16 protein-coding genes and 2 pseudogenes are annotated in these 17,941 nt (G+C 58.2%); 15 read left to right on the top strand and 3 right to left on the bottom strand.

Annotation, left to right across the window (positions count from 1 at the left end):
- Positions 1-39: 39 nt before the first annotated feature.
- Positions 40-186 (bottom strand): hypothetical protein, encoded by a 147-nt coding sequence (locus ACEN2S_RS22515; protein ID WP_441870736.1) that lies wholly within the window; start codon positions 184-186, stop codon positions 40-42.
- 17 nt (positions 187-203) lie between these two features.
- Here ACEN2S_RS22515 and ACEN2S_RS22510 point away from each other — a divergent pair.
- The 15 genes and pseudogenes from ACEN2S_RS22510 to ACEN2S_RS22440 form a co-directional block, all read left to right on the top strand.
- Positions 204-359 (top strand): annotated as a pseudogene (locus tag ACEN2S_RS22510) (IS3 family transposase); the annotation flags it as partial.
- 169 nt (positions 360-528) lie between these two features.
- Complete coding sequence (locus tag ACEN2S_RS22505; protein ID WP_441870734.1) at positions 529-1,692, top strand: substrate-binding domain-containing protein; 1,164 nt, start codon at positions 529-531, stop codon at positions 1,690-1,692.
- 159 nt (positions 1,693-1,851) lie between these two features.
- Positions 1,852-2,862, top strand: coding sequence for an inositol 2-dehydrogenase (gene iolG, locus ACEN2S_RS22500; RefSeq protein WP_441870731.1), 1,011 nt, complete (start codon positions 1,852-1,854; stop codon positions 2,860-2,862).
- Between the two features lie 185 nt (positions 2,863-3,047).
- On the top strand, positions 3,048-4,079 hold the full coding sequence (locus ACEN2S_RS22495) for a sugar ABC transporter substrate-binding protein (protein ID WP_441870729.1): 1,032 nt from the start codon (positions 3,048-3,050) through the stop codon (positions 4,077-4,079).
- 20 nt (positions 4,080-4,099) lie between these two features.
- Positions 4,100-5,599, top strand: a complete 1,500-nt coding sequence (locus tag ACEN2S_RS22490; RefSeq protein WP_441870726.1) for a sugar ABC transporter ATP-binding protein — start codon at positions 4,100-4,102, stop codon at positions 5,597-5,599.
- Entirely contained in the window at positions 5,596-6,642 is a 1,047-nt protein-coding gene (locus ACEN2S_RS22485; RefSeq protein ID WP_441870724.1) for an ABC transporter permease, read from the top strand. The genes ACEN2S_RS22490 and ACEN2S_RS22485 overlap by 4 nt, the downstream gene beginning before the upstream one ends.
- 188 nt (positions 6,643-6,830) lie before the next feature.
- Positions 6,831-6,986, top strand: a pseudogene (locus ACEN2S_RS22480) (IS110 family transposase); the annotation flags it as partial.
- Positions 6,987-7,334: 348 nt separating this feature from the next.
- Positions 7,335-7,760 carry an IS66-like element accessory protein TnpA gene (tnpA, locus tag ACEN2S_RS22475; RefSeq protein ID WP_441870722.1) on the top strand — a complete coding sequence of 142 codons (426 nt, stop codon included), beginning with the start codon at positions 7,335-7,337 and terminating at the stop codon, positions 7,758-7,760.
- Positions 7,757-8,110: an IS66 family insertion sequence element accessory protein TnpB gene (tnpB, locus tag ACEN2S_RS22470; RefSeq protein WP_441870719.1), complete on the top strand. Its 354-nt coding sequence runs from the start codon at positions 7,757-7,759 to the stop codon at positions 8,108-8,110. Before tnpA ends, tnpB begins: the two co-directional genes overlap by 4 nt.
- Before the next feature lie 54 nt (positions 8,111-8,164).
- Entirely contained in the window at positions 8,165-9,733 is a 1,569-nt protein-coding gene (gene tnpC, locus ACEN2S_RS22465; RefSeq protein WP_441870717.1) for an IS66 family transposase, read from the top strand.
- 523 nt (positions 9,734-10,256) lie between these two features.
- Entirely contained in the window at positions 10,257-11,183 is a 927-nt protein-coding gene (locus ACEN2S_RS22460) for a sugar ABC transporter substrate-binding protein (RefSeq protein WP_441870715.1), read from the top strand.
- Positions 11,184-11,265: 82 nt separating this feature from the next.
- Complete coding sequence (locus ACEN2S_RS22455) at positions 11,266-12,801, top strand: sugar ABC transporter ATP-binding protein (protein ID WP_441870712.1); 1,536 nt, start codon at positions 11,266-11,268, stop codon at positions 12,799-12,801.
- Positions 12,802-12,846: 45 nt separating this feature from the next.
- On the top strand, positions 12,847-13,854 hold the full coding sequence (locus tag ACEN2S_RS22450; RefSeq protein WP_441870709.1) for an ABC transporter permease: 1,008 nt from the start codon (positions 12,847-12,849) through the stop codon (positions 13,852-13,854).
- A 54-nt stretch (positions 13,855-13,908) separates the two neighbouring features.
- Complete coding sequence (locus tag ACEN2S_RS22445; RefSeq protein WP_441870706.1) at positions 13,909-14,667, top strand: sulfite exporter TauE/SafE family protein; 759 nt, start codon at positions 13,909-13,911, stop codon at positions 14,665-14,667.
- A gap of 90 nt (positions 14,668-14,757) precedes the next feature.
- Positions 14,758-15,930: an IS5 family transposase gene (locus tag ACEN2S_RS22440; RefSeq protein WP_441870703.1), complete on the top strand. Its 1,173-nt coding sequence runs from the start codon at positions 14,758-14,760 to the stop codon at positions 15,928-15,930.
- A gap of 102 nt (positions 15,931-16,032) precedes the next feature.
- Here ACEN2S_RS22440 and ACEN2S_RS22435 read toward each other — a convergent pair whose 3' ends face one another.
- Both ACEN2S_RS22435 and ACEN2S_RS22430 read right to left on the bottom strand, forming a co-directional pair.
- Positions 16,033-16,908 (bottom strand): MurR/RpiR family transcriptional regulator, encoded by an 876-nt coding sequence (locus ACEN2S_RS22435; RefSeq protein WP_441870702.1) that lies wholly within the window; start codon positions 16,906-16,908, stop codon positions 16,033-16,035.
- 112 nt (positions 16,909-17,020) lie between these two features.
- A partial coding sequence (locus ACEN2S_RS22430) for a biotin/lipoyl-containing protein (RefSeq protein ID WP_441870700.1) occupies positions 17,021-17,941 on the bottom strand: 921 nt, incomplete at its 5' end.

Below are 17,941 nucleotides of genomic sequence, written 5' to 3'. Positions count from 1 at the left end.
TCGACGACTTCGTCGATGACGCAGAACTCGTCGCCCGCATCAAGGCCCGGTCACCGCGGTAGCAATCGGCCGGTTACCATCAAGCTGCGCATCCTCCAGCACCAGCTCAAGCCCGTCATGACCTTCCGCCTCGGCCTTGATCCCGTCCAGCAGGATGGTCAGGAACGGATTGTCGAACGAGGTCATCGCCACGCCGGTCCGGGTACCTGCGAGCCTACGCCAGCGTCTCGGAGGTCCGCTCCGGGATCGGCCAATATCTGACCTTCTACAACAGCCGACGCCCCCATTCATCGCCTGACGGAAGAGCCCTCGATCAAGCCTATTTCCAGCAGCCGACACCCGAAGCGGTGGCGGCGTAACCGAGGCGGAAAACCACTTAGAAAACGCTCGGGAACTGTTCAAACAAACCGAACCACCTCTCTTGGCAGACTCTCATGGGGTTGTTGCACTCCATCCGGCGAAGTACATTGCCGCTGCGTTGCATTTTTGCAATTTATTGCTATGCTGAACGTTGCAATGAGGAATGTGATGAGCGCAATGCTATCGGAAAAGAAGACTGCCGAGCAACTCTTTGCCCAGTTGGAAGTACTTAAAGATCATTTGGGGAAGGGTGGTCGACGTGTTGCCCGCTTCATCATTGATCAGCCGAGTGCTGCTATGGTGCTTTCGGCGGCAGAGGTCGCTCAGAGTTGTGACGTGCATGCCTCAAGTGTTGTACGCTTGGCGCAAGCGCTGGGACTTTCGGGGTATCGTGAATTCCAGAGTATCTTGCAGCATGGTTTGCCCGCGTTAGTCGTGGCGCAGTCCAAGTTATCTCCGGGAAACGGCGTTTCAACGCTACACGCTGCGCCGCTACGCCTTGCGTTACTGGCAGAGTCGGGGCGGACCTTTAACGACAGTGCTCAAAATACAGCTGAGCGCTTTGCGCATGAGAATCCTTCTGTTTCGTTCGTCATCGAAACGTTGCTCCCCCATACCGTAGAGCCCGTTGAATTGGGAGAGCGTATTAAGAAAGTTGCGCGTAGCATCGATGGGTTGATATTGGTGGCGCGAGAGCATCCGGCAATTAACAATGCTGTTCGCGCTGTAATCGACGCGGGAATCCCAGTGGTGTGCTTTACCAGCGATTTGCCGTCTTCGCCGAGGACCGCTTACGTTGGTTCCGATCAATTTGCCTCAGGCTCGACTGCAGGATGGCTTTGTGGTCGTTTTCTTCACGCGCGCGAAGAGCAAAAAGTGTTGCTGGTGAGCAGTGTGCCATTTCGTTGTCAGTTGGATCGAGAGCAGGGGTTTCGCCAGGTTCTGAGATCTGAGTTCCCGCTTCTTTCAATTGAAGAGAAAGTCAGCTCCGATGAGAGCCCCGAGGTCGTGTATGATGCAGTAAGGCGCTACGTGGCCAAGAGCGGCCCTCCTGCCGCAATCTATAATGTCTCTGGCGCAAATCTTGGCATCGCGCGCGCGCTTGAGGCCGATGGTCTGAAGGGCCGCACAATTTTCATCGGGCATGAGCTCACCGAGAACACGCGCAAGCTGTTGGAAACTGGGGCCATGGACTTGACCATTGGTCATGATTTCGATGGGGAGTTCGCAATGGCCGTCGAAAGTATCCGCCTTGCAAGAAGCGGTATCCAGCCTCTCAGCAGATTGACGCAAAGTCAAATTTTCACACGACATAACTGCACTGCTGGCTAACATAAGACTGGCAGAAAAGGCCCTCCTACTTCAATTTGCAATAAAAATTGCATGCAGAGTGTTTTTGCAAGAATTTCTTGACGGATTTGCGCTGCCGCAATAATCATTGCGGGGCGGATTGACGAGGGTGGTCGATTCGACCTTGGGAGGGTGCACGACATGTTGAGAATTGCAGTTTTGGGCTGCGGTCGGATTGGGCAGATGCATGCCGCAAATGTGGCGCGGCATCCCCGATCGACGCTTGCGGCGGTTTACGATGTGCATAAGCCGTCAGCAGAGCGCATCGCGCATGATTTGGGTGTCAAAGCAGCTGCCAGCGCTGAAGAGATCTTTGCCTCTAAGGATGTGGATGCGGTGCTGATTGCCACTGCCACCCCGACTCATGCTGATTATATTGAAATGGCCATCGCCGCAGGCAAGGCTGTATTGTGTGAAAAACCGATTGACTTGAGTTTAGCACGTGTTGAGTCTTGCGCTGCGAAGATCGCAGGCACCAGCATTCCTGTTCAGCTTGGGTTCAATCGTCGTTACGACCCCGGTCATGCAGCGGCCCGCGCAGCACTGGTTGCAGGTGAGATTGGCGACCTGCATCAGGTTATCATCACGTCACGTGATCCCGGCATTCCGCCGCGTTCATATCTGGAGGCGGCCGGTGGGCTTTTCCGCGATATGACTATTCATGACTTTGATCTCGCGCGTTTCATGTTGGGTGAAGAGCCAACTGAGGTCTTTGCCATTGGCGGCGCCTTGATCGATCCTGCTCTTGGAGCAGCGCTAAATGAAATCGACAGCGCCATGTTTATTCTGCGCACGGCGTCGGGCAAACAATGCCACATCAATAATTCGCGCACGGCTGTCTACGGATACGACCAGCGGGTCGAACTGATGGGAAGTGCCGGGATGATCATTTCCGACAATCGTAAGCCCCACGAGATGCGTAGGTATTCTTCAAAGTCCGTCGAAGCGAGCGAACCATATCAGTTCTTTTTCCTAGAACGCTATCTTGAAGCCTTCATGGCAGAAATCGATGGGTTCGTGGATTGCGTGGAAAAGGGGGCGGCGCCACTTGCCAGTTTTGAGGATGGCCGTCGGGCGCTAATTCTTGCCGAGGCGGCATACATTTCGATGCGCGAAGGCCGCATAGTGAAGGTTTCGGAAGTCAACGCGTGAGCATTTGACTGGTGGCGACTGCGCAGCTGGGTGACCGACCGTCACCGTAGGATGCAGCCAGAAATTGTGGATCCCGCTCCGGAGGAGAGTGGGCCCGCAATCCAACGACGCGGTCATTGCGTCAAATCCGCTCGTTCGGGTGCGCGCTGCATCCTTTCAGAGCCAAAATCAACTCGGAGGAAAATATGGAACTGACTCGGAAAGTCTTCGCACTTACCGCTGCCCTTTTGGCATCGACGGCGAACCTTGCTGTTGCAAACAATTCTGAAATCAAGGTGGGAATGACGCCCAAGTTTCTGAAAGATGACTTTCAGACCTTGATGCTGGACCTATCGCTAAAAGCGTTCGATGCAAAAGGCTTCACGCTTGTTGGGGCGCCCGATCCCAATGGTGACATCGCCGCCCAAGTAGATGCGCTTCAGAATTTGATCGCAAATGGCGCCAATGTCATTGTCTTTGCGCCCATTGATTCTGCGGGGATTGTTCCGGCGGTGAAGCGTGCCAACGAAGCAGGGGCGCTTGTGTTTTCGATTGATGACGGTCCGGCGGGTGGCAGTGTGACGGCGACGATCCGAGCCGACAATTTCAACGCCGGTGTGCAGGGTGCCGAAGAAATGGCCCGTCGGCTTGCCAAGGACAGTTGTTCGGCAGACAACAGCTGCATCGTTCTGGAGTTGCAAGGCGGTCTGACCACGCCCAATGGTCTAGACCGATCCGAGGGTTTTGCCACAACTCTGAAAGCGCTGGCGCCGAACGTGACGATCATCCAGCGCCCGACAGAATGGACGGCAGACATGGCTGCCGATGCTGCCCAGAACGTCTTGACCCAAAACCCCACGCTTGATGGGATTTTCATGGCCTCGGAGCTGATGGCGACCGCTGTGAACGCGCAGCTTAACTCGGCCGGTCGCGGTGCTAAGGTGGGCAATGCGGATTCGGTTATCCGAGTGGCCATCGACGGTACGCCGCAGGGCCTGCAATTGATCCGCGAAGGAGCCCTGGACGCAACCGTCTCACAACCGTTGAGCGCTTATGCGACCAAGACGGCCGAGCTGATCGAGTTGGTGTCCGGCGGCGGCAAAATTGAAGTTGGGCCGCGCGATGATGGTCGCGTGATCGAAACACCGGTCGGGCCGCAATATCAACTAAACGCTACGCTGGTGACCGCTGAGAATGTCGAGTCGGGCGATCTCTGGGGCAACCAAGTCGGTAAGTAAATTACCTGAACGAAAGGAACGTGGAGACGAAGTTAATGGAAAATTCCCATCCAATCGTCGAGATGCGCAATATCACCAAGACCTTCGGCTCCACGCGCGCTCTTCGGGGCGTGGACTTCACCGTGATGCGCGGTGAGGTTCATGCTTTGCTCGGGCGTAATGGCGCTGGGAAAAGCACCCTTGTGTCCGCGCTGAGCGGGTTCACACCGGCCGATACCGGGGCTATCAGAATTTCTGAGACTTCTTTCGAGGCCACAGGGCAAAACTATGCGGCGCTCATTCGCAATGATATTGCCCACGTGCAGCAGACGCCGCGTTTGTTCGATCACCTGACTGTCGCAGAGAACCTGTTTCTTGAGAGCTCTTTGGTTCGCAAGAAGTTTGGCTTCATTAGCCACAAGGCGATGCTGGATTGCGCGACCGCAATGCTGAATACTTGGAACATCGACATTCGCGCCAATGCAAATGCCGGCGAGCTTGATGCTGGTACACGACAGCTCTTAGAAATCATCAAGGCCTTGAGCCGTGGCGTGCCCGTGATGATCCTTGATGAACCGACCGCGGCGCTTAGCAATGCTGAGAAGAAGGTGCTCTTCCAGCACGTTAAAGCCCTCAAAAACACAGGAGTTTCTTTCATCTACATCTCGCACCATCTGGATGAAATTTTTGAAGTTGCCGATACCGTGACCATCATGCGTGATGGCTTGGTGGTGCGGGCGCGAGAACCCGTCACGGCGCTAGACGTTGAGGCTATCGCCAATCTTATGATGGGGGAAGAGACGGTTCGAAGCTCACGCGAAGAGCATACGGAGCAAGCAGCACTGCCCCTGCTTCAGGCCAAAGGGGTGCGCGTTAATAAATTCGCAACCGCGGATATTGATTTTGAAATCCGCCCAGGCGAGATCGTTGCGCTGGCCGGTCCAGTTGGAAGCGGTAAGGAAGATCTGGCGATGGTTCTAGCTGGACAAAAGGCGCCGCTTCATGGCGAAGTATCGAGTCCGCGCGGCACTTTGCCAATCATTGGACTTGTCCCCACGGATCGTCACGCCAGTGGCTATGTCGGAATTCTTGGAGTACGCGAAAATATCGCCATCGGCGGGCTTGATGTCTTGTCGGGTCCGTTGGGGTTTATTGACGGGCGCAAAGAGGCAGAGCATGTCGCAAAACTCGCCCGCCTAACAAATATCATCTCGTCAAATCTTGAACAGCCGGTGGGTCAATTGAGCGGCGGGAACCAGCAAAAGGTGGTATTTGCCCGTTCTCTCTGCCGCAGTCCCGAGGTTGTTATCGCACTCAGCCCTACCCGTGGGGTCGATGTCGGCGCGAAAGAGCAACTATATGCATTGCTGCGCGACCTTGCGAGTAAGGGGCTGGGTGTCGTTGTCGTCTCGGATGAAGAGGATGAGATCGACCAATTGGCCAATCGTGTCGTCATCATTTTCGAAGGAAAGGTAATGGACGAGCTGGTCGGTGACTACAGCATGAAGGACCTAATTTTGCACATGGAGGGCGTGGCATGAGTGTTCAAACCGAAATGAGTTCAACAACCACCCCCCAGCACGCGGGGCAATCCAAACTCTCTGCCATCGGTAGCGCCTTTGTGGCACAGGGATTCACGATGTATCCGGTGTTGGTCCTGCTCATGATCGTCGGCGCCTTCGTCGCGCCCGCATTTTTGACAAGCCGGAACCTCATCAACATCCTGGAACAGGTGAGCGTGCTTGGCCTCACCACGATCGGCCTGACCTTTGTAGTCTTGATTGGGCGCTTGGACCTGTCACTTGAGGGAATCGTCGGATTCGCGCCGATGTTAGCAGCGGTTTTGCTGGTTCCCGCGGCTTCGGGTGGTTTTGGCGTTGAACTGCCCAGTTGGATGGGTCTGGTGATTGCACTGGGGGCCGCGGGTCTGATTGGATGGTTTAATGGGTTCATGGTTGTCAAAGTTGGCCTGAATCCGTTCATTTCGACGCTGGGGTTGTTGGTTCTCCTGCGTGGAGGAATATTGATCATATCGAACGGCCGGTCGATCTATTCTCCTGGCCCTGCACTGACCTACCTTGGTTCATCTAAAGTGTTGGGGATGCCGACGGCGGTCATTGTTTTCATCGTCGTGGCGAGCATCGTGGGGTTGGTCTTTCAATACCATCGTTATGGCAGAGCGCTCTATGCTGTTGGCGGCAACGAGGCCGCGGCTCGTGCGGCTGGTATCAACGTCGATCGCGTTATTTGGTCAGCATTTGTTTTCGCTGCTCTTCTATCCGGCCTTGCCGGTGTTCTGATGACGGGCCGTCTCGACTCGGCGGTCACAACGCAAGGGGAAGGTATCATTTTCTCGGCGTTTGCCGCTGCCGTGATCGGCGGGGTGAGTCTAGGTGGGGGAAAAGGTACGATTATTGGTGTTGTCAGTGGTGTTCTGCTTATTGGTGTAATCAACAATCTCCTGACGCTTGCTCAAGTCCCGTCGTTTTATGTTCAAGCGTCCACAGGTGCGGTCATCATCATCGCCGCAGTGCTGACGACGCTTGCGAGCCACCGTTCCAGCGGCGTCAAGACGAGGACCTGACAGAAGTGAATTGACTTTCTTCCACCGGCCAAAGGCGTGGACTCGTAGGCGCATCTCGGTGCGCCTACTTATTTTTCAGAACCGTTTATCCATCTTTGACCGCCTCGCAAGAACGCTCGCATTCGACGTCTTTCATCCGGGCAGGCGAACGAAAACTCTACATCCTCAAGGAACAACCGGCGGAGATTCAGGACATTGCCTGGAAAGCCCAGTCGCGCCTTACTGCTCGATATCGAAAGCTGGTTCAGCGCGGAAAGAAATCGACTGTCGTGACAACGGCGATCGCGCGGGAGATGGCGGCGTTCATGTGGGACATTGCCCGCCGCACCATGCCCGCGCACTGAACGTGGTCCTGCATGCGCCCAACGGCGGGCGCGAGGTCAACGGCAGGGGAATATCCGACAATCGCTTTGTGGCCAGCTTCGTGCTGACGCCCGTTGTAAGACAGGAATAGCCCCGAGACGCACAATCGGTCATGCGGTATCCAGCCCGCGCATCAGAGCTTGTTCACCGACGTCTTCAGACCTCGTGCCCACCCTTGGGCGCCCAGTTTGCAGCAAACGCCTTGGCGTCCCTGATTGCATGAGAAAATACTTGAAAAAAGACATCAGAGCGGTGCGCCAGCACCGTGGTTTCGGCTTTATGTGATTTCGGTCATTCGGTCCTGCACCTGAGTTTGCGGGAGACTGGCCGTGGAGCACCAAAACGAGCACCGTATGGAGGTGCGTGGGTCGAAGGGAGTGTCGCGGATCGAGGTCCTTGATGGCCCGACCGGGCGGCGACGTTGGCCGGATGATCTCAAGGCGCGGATTGTGGCCGAGAGTTTTCAGCCCGGCGCGCGGGTCTGCGATGTTGCGGCGAAGTATGGGCTGATTGCCCGGCACCTTTCGGGATGGCGCGCTCAAGCGCGTAAAGGGGAGCTGGTGGTGCCGATCGATGCGGCCCCGGCATTCGTGCCGCTGGTGATCGAGCCATCGATTTCTGATACCTCCGCTGCCGCGGTGGGCGGCACTGGCGTGATCAGGGTCGAGATTTGCGGCGCAGTTTTGCATGTGGCGCCGGACTGCAGCCCGGAGCGTGTGGCGGCTTTGGCGGCGGCGTTGAGGAAGGCGCTGTGATCTTCCCCGATCAGGCCGTCCGGATCGTGATTGCGACCAAGCCGGTGGACTTCCGCAAGGGGCATGATGGGCTGGCCGCCATGGCCCATGCCGAGTTGGGATTTGCGCCCAAGGCGGGGGTGATGGTGGTGTTCAGGTCAAAGCGTGGCGACAGGATCAAGGTTCTGTTCTGGGACGGCAGTGGGATCGTGATGATCTGCAAGCGCCTGGAGCAGGGCGGCTTTGCCTGGCCAAAGGTTGGCGAAGGGGTCATGCGGCTGTCGCGGGTGCAATTCGAGGCGCTCTTTGCGGGCCTTGATTGGCGCCGCATCCATGCGCCCAGACCGACGCATCCCACCGCGACAGAATGACTCGGATCGCCTTGTAAATATGGGCTTTTGCAAGAGTGTGCGGTATAAGCCGCCATGCCTGCACCCATCGATCTCCCCTTTGATCTTGATAGTCTTCCGCCCGCCGTGCGTGAGGTGTTTGCGGCGATGCAGGCCAAGGTCGCCGGGCTGGAAGCCCATACCGAACGACAGGATTACCTCATCGCCGAGCTGCGCCATGCGCTTTATGGCAAGCGGTCCGAGCAACTGCCTCCCGATGAGCGTCAGCTGGCTTTCGAGGATCTGGAAACGGCCGTCGCCGAGGCTGAGGCCGCGCGGGATGCGTTGGTCGAACGCAATGCTGATGGTAAACCAAGACGCCCGGCAGCCAAGCGCAACCTTGGCCATCTACCAGACCATCTGCCGCGCATTGAGCAGGTGATCGAACCCGCGCAGAAGATCTGTCCCTGCGGCTGCACCGACATGGTGAAGATCGGCGAAGACCGCACCGAACGGCTCGACATCGTCCCGGCCCGTTTGCAGGTCATTGTCACGGTCCGCCCCCGCTATGCCTGCCGCCGTTGCGATGCAGGCGTCACACAGGCCGACACGCCAAACCGGCTGATTGAAGGCGGGTTGCCGACCGAGGGCACGCTCGCCCACGTCGCCGTCTCCAAATATGCCGACCATTTGCCACTTTACCGACAGTGCCAGATCTATGGCAGGGGTGGCGTGAAGCTGGACCGGTCCACCTTGGCAAACTGGTGTGGCGTGTCAGGTTACCATCTGGCCCCGGTCGTTGATCGCATGTTGGTCCACCTCAAGCGATCCGGCCGCCTGTTCATGGACGAGACCCGAGCACCAGTGCTCGATCCCAAGGCGGGCAAAACCAAAACCGGCTACCTTTGGGCGGTGACCCGCGATGATCGCGGTTGGGGTGGAGGCGATCCGCCCGCCGTCGTCTTCACCTATGCGCCCGGGCGCCATGGCCGCCATGCGATGGACATTTTGACGGGCTTCGAGGGCATTCTGCAGGTCGATGGATATACCGGCTATGACGCCTTGGCCGAACCAAAGCGCGTGGGCGGCATGCCCCTGACGCTGGCCTACTGCTGGGCGCATTCCCGGCGCAAGCTGCATGACATCTATCAAAAGGACGGCTCCGAAATCGCCGCCGAAGGCCTGCGCCGCATCGCCCAGATCTACAAGATCGAAGCCAGCGTCCGGGGGCGGTCCCCCGAAGAGCGCCTGGCGGCCCGCCAAGCGCAGTCCGCCCCGCTGATTGCCGACTTCCGCCTTTGGCTGACCCAACAGCGCAGCCGGATCTCCGCCAAATCCCGCTTGGGTGAGAAGCTCAGCTATATCCACCGCCACTGGGATGGCCTGCAAATCTTCCTGACCGATGGCCGCGTCGAGATGGATACCAACCCGGTCGAAAACACCATCAGACCCATAACCCTCAATCGCAAAAACGCACTCTTCGCCGGTCATGACGAGGGAGGACGCACCTGGGCCCGCATGGCCTCGCTGATCGAAACCTGCAAGCTGAACGCCATCGATCCCTACTCCTACTTGTGCGAAACCCTGACCGCCATCGCCAACGGCTACCCCGCGTCGCGCATCGACGACCTCATGCCTTGGGCCTTCCAGAAGCCGTCAAGCTGAAAGCCCGACGGGGTTCACGCACCGCTTACGGTGGTTTGCCCGTCAGAGCCATTTCCATGGCGCAAATCCTTCGTGAGCAAGCAAAGTAGATTCGGTTCTGTGGCTTCTTCAGCGCCTTCGATGAAGACCGTGGCGGCCGACGACTTCATCTGAGTCGCCTGAACCCCTACTGATATCCTCTGTTCATGAGTCAGGCTTGGGCAAGAGAAATGCATTTGGCAATAAATTTGACCATAAAGATGATTGCGCAATTATTGTTGCAAAATGATTTGGCCCTTGCTACGAAAGGATCATCGCCTCGGGCCTTCGGGCTTCGCTTAGCGAAATAGGAAGGTGTTCTGGCGTGATGCCAGCACCGAAATAGCCGGGATCAAGCCGGATTGGAGAACAGACAGGGTCGGAGCCGAATGGTGTCCGGGCAGAAACTTGCGCTCCGATTTTGGCAAGGCCTACAACCACAGCCCGCAGTAAGCGGTGCGATTTCCGGCATTGGGAGTGCCGGATTCCAACGGAGGAGAAAACGATGAAGAAATTTCTTTTGGCCACGACGATGACTTTTGCCCTCGCGGCAGGTGCTTCGGCGGAAACCATCGGTGTGGCCATGTCGTTGTTTGACGACAACTACCTGACTGTGCTGCGGCAAAACATGCAAAAGCATGCGGATGCACTCGGTGTGACGGTTCAAATGGAGGATGCGCAGGGCGATATTGCCCGCCAACAATCCCAAATCGAGAATTTTGTGGCGGCGGGCGTCGATGGAATCATCGTCATGTTGGTCGATGCAGACTCGGGCAAAGCCATGTCAGATATTGCGGAGCGGGCCGGAGTTCCGCTGGTGTTCGTGAACATGCTGCCGGCGAACATGGAAACTTTCCCTGAGAAACAGGCCTGGGTCGGTTCCAACGAAGAGCAGGCGGGCAATTTGGAGGCCTCTGAGGTCTGCAAATTGGTGGAAGGCAAGGGTGATACCGTCATCCTGCTCGGACAGCTTGGCACCACCGGTCAGCGGGGCCGCACCAAAGCGACCGAAGAGGTTTTGGCCATGGATGCCTGCAGCGGTATGAAAGTGCTTGATCAACAAACAGCCAACTGGATGCGGACCCCGGCGCTGGATCTGATGACCAACTGGATTACGTCGGGCATGCAGCCCAAAGCTGTCATTGCCAACAATGATGAAATGGCTCTGGGGGCGATTCAGGCGCTGAAATCGGCGGGGGTCTCGATGGATGACGTCGTGATTGCCGGTGTGGATGCAACGCAGGATGCTTTGGCCGCGATGAAGGCGGGTGACTTGGACGTGACCGTCTACCAATCGGCCAAGGGGCAGGGTGAAGGCTCGCTGGACACAGTGCTGAAAATTGCGCGCGGTGAATATTTCGAGCCGATGGTCACGGTGCCGTTCGAATTGGTGACCCCGGCCAATCTCGACCAATATCTCAGCAAAAACTGATTGTCTGGGGGGTGCGGCGGCGTCTGGCTGCCGCACCCGACCATAACAATCGACGGCGTCGACAGTTCAGGGAGGGGACGAGATGATATCGGAACAGACAAAAAGAGCGATTGACCGTGTTCAGGCGCAATTGCCTGAAGCGATTCTGGAAATTGAAGGCATTCGCAAGGAATTTCCTGGGGTTGTCGCTCTGGATGATGTTCAGTTTCGTCTGCGCCCGGGGACCGTGCATGCCCTGATGGGCGAGAATGGTGCTGGAAAGTCCACCCTGATGAAGATCATTGCGGGTGTATATACTCCGGACCGCGGCACCATCCGCCTGCAGGGTGAGGTGGTGAAACTGAACGGCCCGCTCGATGCGCTGGAGAAGGGCATCGCCATGATACATCAGGAACTGGCCCTGATGCCTTATATGACGGTGGCCGAGAATATCTGGATCCGCCGCGAACCGCGCAACATGTTTGGGGTGATTAACCACACCCAAATGGCTGCGATGACGCGGGCGCTTTTCGAGCGGTTGAACATCCAGATCGATCCGTTGGCTGAAGTTCGCTTTTTGACCGTGGCGCAGCGACAAATGATCGAGATTGCCAAGGCAGTCAGCTATGAATCCAGCGTGTTGATCATGGATGAACCAACATCGGCGCTCACCGAAACCGAGGTGGAGCATCTGTTCACAATCATCCGCGACCTGCGTGCACGCGGGATCGGCATTGTCTATATCACCCATAAAATGAACGAGCTATTCGAGATTGCCGATGAATTCTCGGTATTCCGCGATGGCAAATACGTAGGCACTCATGCCAGCAGCGATGTGACCCGCGATGACATCATTCGCATGATGGTGGGGCGTGAGATCACTAACATGTTTCCAAAGGAAGACGCGGTGATCGGCAAGCCGCTCTTGCAGGTTGAGCATCTAACACTGGACGGCGTATTTCACGACATCTCCTTCGAAGTGCATGCGGGCGAAATCTTTGGACTTGCCGGATTGGTGGGGTCCGGACGTTCGAATGTGGCCGAGGCGATCTTTGGCATGACCGCAGCGACCTCGGGAGTGATCCGGGTAGATGGTCAAGAAGTGGCGATCACCGATCCTGCCGTGGCCATGCGCCAAGGCATGGCCTTCCTGACAGAGGATCGCAAGGACACCGGGTGCTTTCTGCCACTTTCGGTACGCGAAAACATGCAGGTGGCGGCGTTGCGCGATCAGCATGTGCATCTGGGCGTGGTGGCACAAACTGCCGTGGACAAGCGCTGTGCCGAAATGAAAGCTGCCCTTCGGATCAAAACCCCCGATCTGGAAGAGCGCATTGAGAACCTCTCGGGCGGCAATCAGCAAAAGGTTCTGCTGGCGCGCTGGTTGATGACCAAGCCGCGCATTCTGATTCTGGATGAGCCGACTCGCGGGATTGATGTCGGTGCAAAGGCGGAGATTCACCGGCTGATTTCGCAACTGGCCAAGGACGGAGTGGCGGTGGTGATGATTTCATCCGAACTGCCCGAAGTCCTGGGGATGTCGGACCGGATCATGGTCATGCACGAAGGCCATATGACCGGCATTCTCGACCGCGCCGAGGCGGATCAAGTTAAAATCATGGAACTTGCGGCGCGCTGAGGTGACGCCGGGCCGCGCGTCAGCCGCGCGGATGGAGGAGGAAAAATGACTGACGTAATCGAACCCATCGCCAGACCTCGGCGGCGCCTGCCACAGGAACTGAACATCCTGACCGTGTTGCTCGGTGTAGCGCTGATCTTTGAGATCCTTGGCTGGATAGTGCAGGGCCAAAGCTTTTTGGCCAATACACAGCGTTTGACCATCATGATCCTTCAGGTTTCGGTGATCGGGATCATTTCGGTCGGGGTGACACAGGTCATCATCACAGGCGGCATTGACCTGTCGTCCGGCTCGGTGGTCGCCATGACGGCGATGATCACCATGGGCTTTGCCCAGACCAGCGATTTTGCCCGCGCGCTCTATCCCAACCTCACCGATCTGCCGGTGATTGTGCCGGTGGCGGTGGGTCTCGCATTGGGCTTGGTGGCGGGGGCAGTGAATGGGGTGCTGATTGCCAAAACCGGCATTCCGCCCTTCATTGCTACCCTGGGGATGATGGTGGCGGCGCGGGGCGTTGCCAAATGGTATACCAGTGGTCAACCCGTCTCCTTTCCGACCAAAAGCTTCGCGGCGATTGGCAGCAGTGCTTGGCCAGTGGTGATTTTTCTCTGCGTCGCGGCCTTTTTCCACTTCGCTCTTCGTTACACCCGCTACGGGAAATTTACCTATGCAATCGGCGCCAATCCGCAAGCGGCCCGGGTGTCCGGGATTAATGTGCAGGGCCATTTGATCAAGGTCTACGCGGTCGCTGGTCTGTTGACCGGCCTTGCCGGCATTGTAACCTGCGCCCGGGCGGGCACCGCTCAGGCAGGCATGGGGATGATGTATGAGCTGGACGCGATCACCGCGGCGGTGATCGGGGGCACTTCGCTTTCGGGCGGTCAGGGGCGCATCTTTGGCACCGTTATCGGCACGGTTATCCTTGGGTTGATGATGTCGGGTTTCACCTTCCTGCGCATTGACGCCTACTATCAGGAGATGGTGAAGGGCTGTGTGATCGTGGCCGCGGTTGTCGCCGACAATTACCGCCGCAAGAAACGCGTCAAAGCCTGAACCGCACATCGGCAATCTCCGTCCCGTGAAGGGCGGAGAACTTGGAAAGCGGAAATGCAGTATCTTACCAATTCGAGTCCGCATGTGCTGATAATCAGCCTAATCGCCGTGGTACTTGTGGGTTTGTCCAAGGGTGGGCTGGGGGGCACCAGCCTGCTGGGTGTTCCACTTATGGCGCTGGTCATGCCGCCGATGGCGGCAGCTGCGCTCTTGCTGCCGATCCTCGTAGTGATGGATCTGGCGAGCCTGACCGCATGGCGCCAATACGCGAGCCGTCCTATCCTTTTCCTCGTGCTGCCGCCAGCACTTCTCGGTGTGGGCTTGGGTTGGGTGACAGCGGAATTTGTCTCTGACGCCATGGTGCGGCTAATGGTCGGCATGGTTTCCCTTGCCTTCGTACAGAGGGCGCTATGGCCGCAATCGGCGGTTGCCACGGGTCGGGTGCCATCATGGTTTGGTCGGCTCTGCGGTGCGATCGCTGGCTATACCAGTTTCATTGCCCATGCCGGCGGACCGCCCCTGCAAATCTATCTGCTGCCAAAGCGGCTGGACCCAAAGGTTTTTACCGGCACTTCGGTATTCTTTTTCGCGATCACCAATGCGGCGAAACTGGTGCCATATATTGCGCTTGGCGAACTGAACACGGGTACCTTGCAGACCTCGATGATTTTCATTCCTGTCGCCATTCTGTCCACATGGCTCGGGGCCTGGATCGTGCATCGGCTGCAGCCGCAGGTTTTCTACTCTATCACCTATGGCTCAGTGGCGCTGATCGGCTGCAAACTCATTTGGGATGGGGTGAAGGGTCTTTGATGTGTTAACAGGCCGCTGAAAAACTCCCGCCTCGACGTCTGACGTGGAACATGATTCACCGTCGCCACGACGATGACGACGAAGTGTGGGATGCGTGGATCAGATCGGGTGACGGGTTCGCTGTTCAGCTACGTCGATCTCGAGGAGCGCATTCCGGCGCGACATCCGCTCCGCAAGATCATGGCCGTCGTCAACGATGCGCTGCGCTCGCTGGATGCCGAGTTCGACCGGCTCTACGCGGGTGAGGGTCGCCCCTCCATCGCGCCGGAACGTTTGATCCGGGCCAGCCTGCTGCAGATCCTCTACTCGATCCGGTCCGAGCGGCAACTCATGGAGCAGATGGATTACAACCTGCTGTTCCGCTGGTTCGTGGGCCTCGGGATCGACGATGCCGTCTGGGTCCCGACCGTGTTCACGAAGAACCGCGACCGGCTGCCGACCACGGACATGTCGCGCAAGATCATGGCCGCCATCCTTGCGCATCGCGAGGTGGCACCGCTGCTGTCGGACGATCACTTCTCGGTCGACGGCACCCTGGTGAAGGCCTGGGCGTCGATGAAGAGTTTCCGGCCGAAGGAAAGGGCTGCGTCCGACGGCGACGAGGGTCCCGGCGATCCGCCAGTTTCCAGTGTCCCGCCCACCTCCTCGTCTGACCAGTCCACCGCCGAGCCCGATCCAATGACCCGCCCCACACGCCGCAACCGCAACGCCGAAGTCGACTTCCGTGGCGAACGACGCTCGAACGCGAGCCATGCTTCGATGACCGATCCGGAGGCCCGGCTGTTCAAGAAGTCCCCCGGCGCTGGCGCCATGCTGTGCTTCATCGGGCACAGCCTGATGGAGAACCGCTCCGGCCTGATTGTCCAGGCCGACCTGACGCGGGCAGACGGTCACGCCGAGCGGCGTGCTGCCATCGACATGCTTCACCGCCACTCGCCCGGAGCGACCCGGCGCCTGACACTGGCGGCAGACCGCGGCTATGACAGCGCCGACTTCGTCGCCGAGTTGCGCCAGATGGTAGTCACGCCACATGTCGCCCAGAAGTCCCGACACTCCGCCATCGACGGCAGAACCACCCGGCACCCTGGCTACGCCCAATCGCAGCGGCGCCGGAAGAAGATCGAGGAACCTTTCGGCTGGGTCAAAACCGTCGGCGGCATGACGCAGACCCTGTATCGCGGCATCGAGCGCGTGCGGGCCCGCTTCACGCTGGCGATGGCGGCGTGCAACCTCGCGAGACTGCCGAAACTGCTCGCCGCCTGAGCAGGAAAGCAGGCTACGCGGACTGCCTGCCCATGATCCAGACACACCCAGCATCCGCGTAGAGGGAAACCGTTCCTCACAGCAGGTTTTTTCAGCGGCCTGTTAAAGCGCCGTCACCGTCGGGATGCGGGGCGCAGTTGAGTCATTTTGCACTCGTGCCGCTACCGCAATCGTCAAGGCTTGCGCCAGACACATCGGCGCCGCCAGCGACCGCGAGAATGTATAGTCATGCTCGGGCACTTCAAACAGCACCCGCGCGGATTTTGCCAAAGGGGACAGCGTGCTGTCCGATATCGCAACGATGGGAATCTCTGCTTCCTTCGCCGCCTCGACGATGTTGACTACCTCGGTCGCGTAAAAGCGGAAAGAGATGGCGATCAGTACGTCATTAGGACGCATCGCGCGCGCCATATGGGTGGCCAGCCCGCCACCGGGATCCAGCAACACACAGCGTTTGCCCAGCATCGTCAGTACATAGCGCAGTAGATCCGCAACTGGTGCCGAGCGCAATTGCCCAATGATATAAATCGTCTGCGCGCCATCGATCAAATCGGCGGCGGTAGCTATGTCATTGGGGCTGATGCGCTCCAGCATATCTTGTAGTGAGGCAATGTCGCGTACCACCAGGTCTCGCAGGAAACTGTACTCCGAGCGGTCTTCGCGATGCAGCATTTCACTGTCCAGAGCACGTCGCCGCGCATCAAAACCCGGCGCTGCCGTTGCCAAACGCTTCTGGAACAGCCCCTGCAGCTCTTTGAAACCATTATACCCCAGCGATTGCGCAAAGCGGACAAAGCTCGAGGCATGAATGCCACAGCGTGCGGCAATCGTGTTGACGGCATTCACTGCGACTTCATTGGGGTTTTGGGTCAGATAGACTGAAATCCGCTGATAGGTCTTGCTCATCTGATCGTGGCGTTCATGGATGAGACGGATCAGCTCTTCATAGTTTTCAGGGGTCTTTTCTGGTTTTAGCACGGTTCAATCCCCCTCAGCTCATCCAAAATCTGTTTGACTGGCACCTTTTGGCCATTGTGCGGGCAGAAAGGCAACCCTGCAATATATATTGCAGAGGTGCCTCTCGAAGCCGTCACTCCAGTTCGATGAGGAGATCCTTGGCGTCGATCTGCTGGCCCGGCTGCACATGCACCGCGCGCACGATGGCGTCGCGGTCGGCATGGATGCCGGTCTCCATCTTCATCGCTTCGATGGTCAGCATCAGATCGCCCGCCGCCACGCGCTGGCCGATCACCACGCCAACGGAGGCCACCGAGCCCGGCATCGGCGCGCCGATGTGGTTGGCATTGCCCTCCATCGCCTTCGGGCGTGCCGCCGTCGCGGCTTTGACCGCGCGGTTCGCCACCCGGATCACCCGGGGCTGACCGTTCAGCTCAAAGAACACTTTGGCCTCGCCGGTCTCATCGGTCTCGCCCACCGCCTGCAGCCGGATCTCCAGCGTCTTGCCGGGGTCGATCTCGGCGGTGATCTCTTCGCCCGGCTCCATGCCATAGAGATAGGTCCGCGTCGGCAGGGTGCGCACCGGCCCATAGATGCGGTGGCGGCCCATGTAGTCCAGGAAAACCTTGGGATACATGAGGTAACCGTTCAGATCCTCATCATCAATTTTCAGCCCGCCGAGTTCCTCGGAAAGCTTGATGCGGGTCGCTTCTAGGTCCACCGGCGGCATGCCGGCGCCCGGGCGCGCGGTGGAGGCCGCTTCGTCCTTCAGCACCTTTTTCACGATGCCTGCGGGCCAGCCGCCCGGGGGTTGCCCGAGGTTGCCGCGCAGCATGTCGACGACCGAGTCGGGGAAGGCCACATCCACCGCCGGATCCTCAACCTGACCACGGCTGAGGTTCTGCGCCACCATCATCAGCGCCATATCGCCCACCACCTTCGACGAGGGGGTGACTTTGACGATGTCGCCGAACATTTGGTTCACATCGGCATAGGTCTGCGCCACCTCATGCCAGCGGTCCTCGAGGCCAAGGCTGCGGGCCTGTGCCTTGAG

The organism is Phaeovulum sp. W22_SRMD_FR3 (assembly GCF_052113705.1).
GTDB lineage: Bacteria > Pseudomonadota > Alphaproteobacteria > Rhodobacterales > Rhodobacteraceae > JBGQOG01.
Note: the sequence above shows the minus strand (reverse complement) of the source record. Positions and strands in the feature narration are given on the sequence as shown.

Coding starts and splice junctions, on each gene's coding strand:
- ACEN2S_RS22485 (WP_441870724.1), top strand. CDS start 5,596: ATGAGTGTTCAAACCGAAATGAGTTCAACAACCACCCCCCAGCACGCG.
- ACEN2S_RS22495 (WP_441870729.1), top strand. CDS start 3,048: ATGGAACTGACTCGGAAAGTCTTCGCACTTACCGCTGCCCTTTTGGCA.
- tnpC (WP_441870717.1), top strand. CDS start 8,165: ATGCCTGCACCCATCGATCTCCCCTTTGATCTTGATAGTCTTCCGCCC.
- ACEN2S_RS22440 (WP_441870703.1), top strand. CDS start 14,758: ATGCGTGGATCAGATCGGGTGACGGGTTCGCTGTTCAGCTACGTCGAT.
- ACEN2S_RS22450 (WP_441870709.1), top strand. CDS start 12,847: ATGACTGACGTAATCGAACCCATCGCCAGACCTCGGCGGCGCCTGCCA.
- ACEN2S_RS22455 (WP_441870712.1), top strand. CDS start 11,266: ATGATATCGGAACAGACAAAAAGAGCGATTGACCGTGTTCAGGCGCAA.
- ACEN2S_RS22445 (WP_441870706.1), top strand. CDS start 13,909: ATGCAGTATCTTACCAATTCGAGTCCGCATGTGCTGATAATCAGCCTA.
- ACEN2S_RS22505 (WP_441870734.1), top strand. CDS start 529: ATGAGCGCAATGCTATCGGAAAAGAAGACTGCCGAGCAACTCTTTGCC.
- ACEN2S_RS22460 (WP_441870715.1), top strand. CDS start 10,257: ATGAAGAAATTTCTTTTGGCCACGACGATGACTTTTGCCCTCGCGGCA.
- ACEN2S_RS22515 (WP_441870736.1), bottom strand. CDS start 186: ATGACCTCGTTCGACAATCCGTTCCTGACCATCCTGCTGGACGGGATC.
- iolG (WP_441870731.1), top strand. CDS start 1,852: ATGTTGAGAATTGCAGTTTTGGGCTGCGGTCGGATTGGGCAGATGCAT.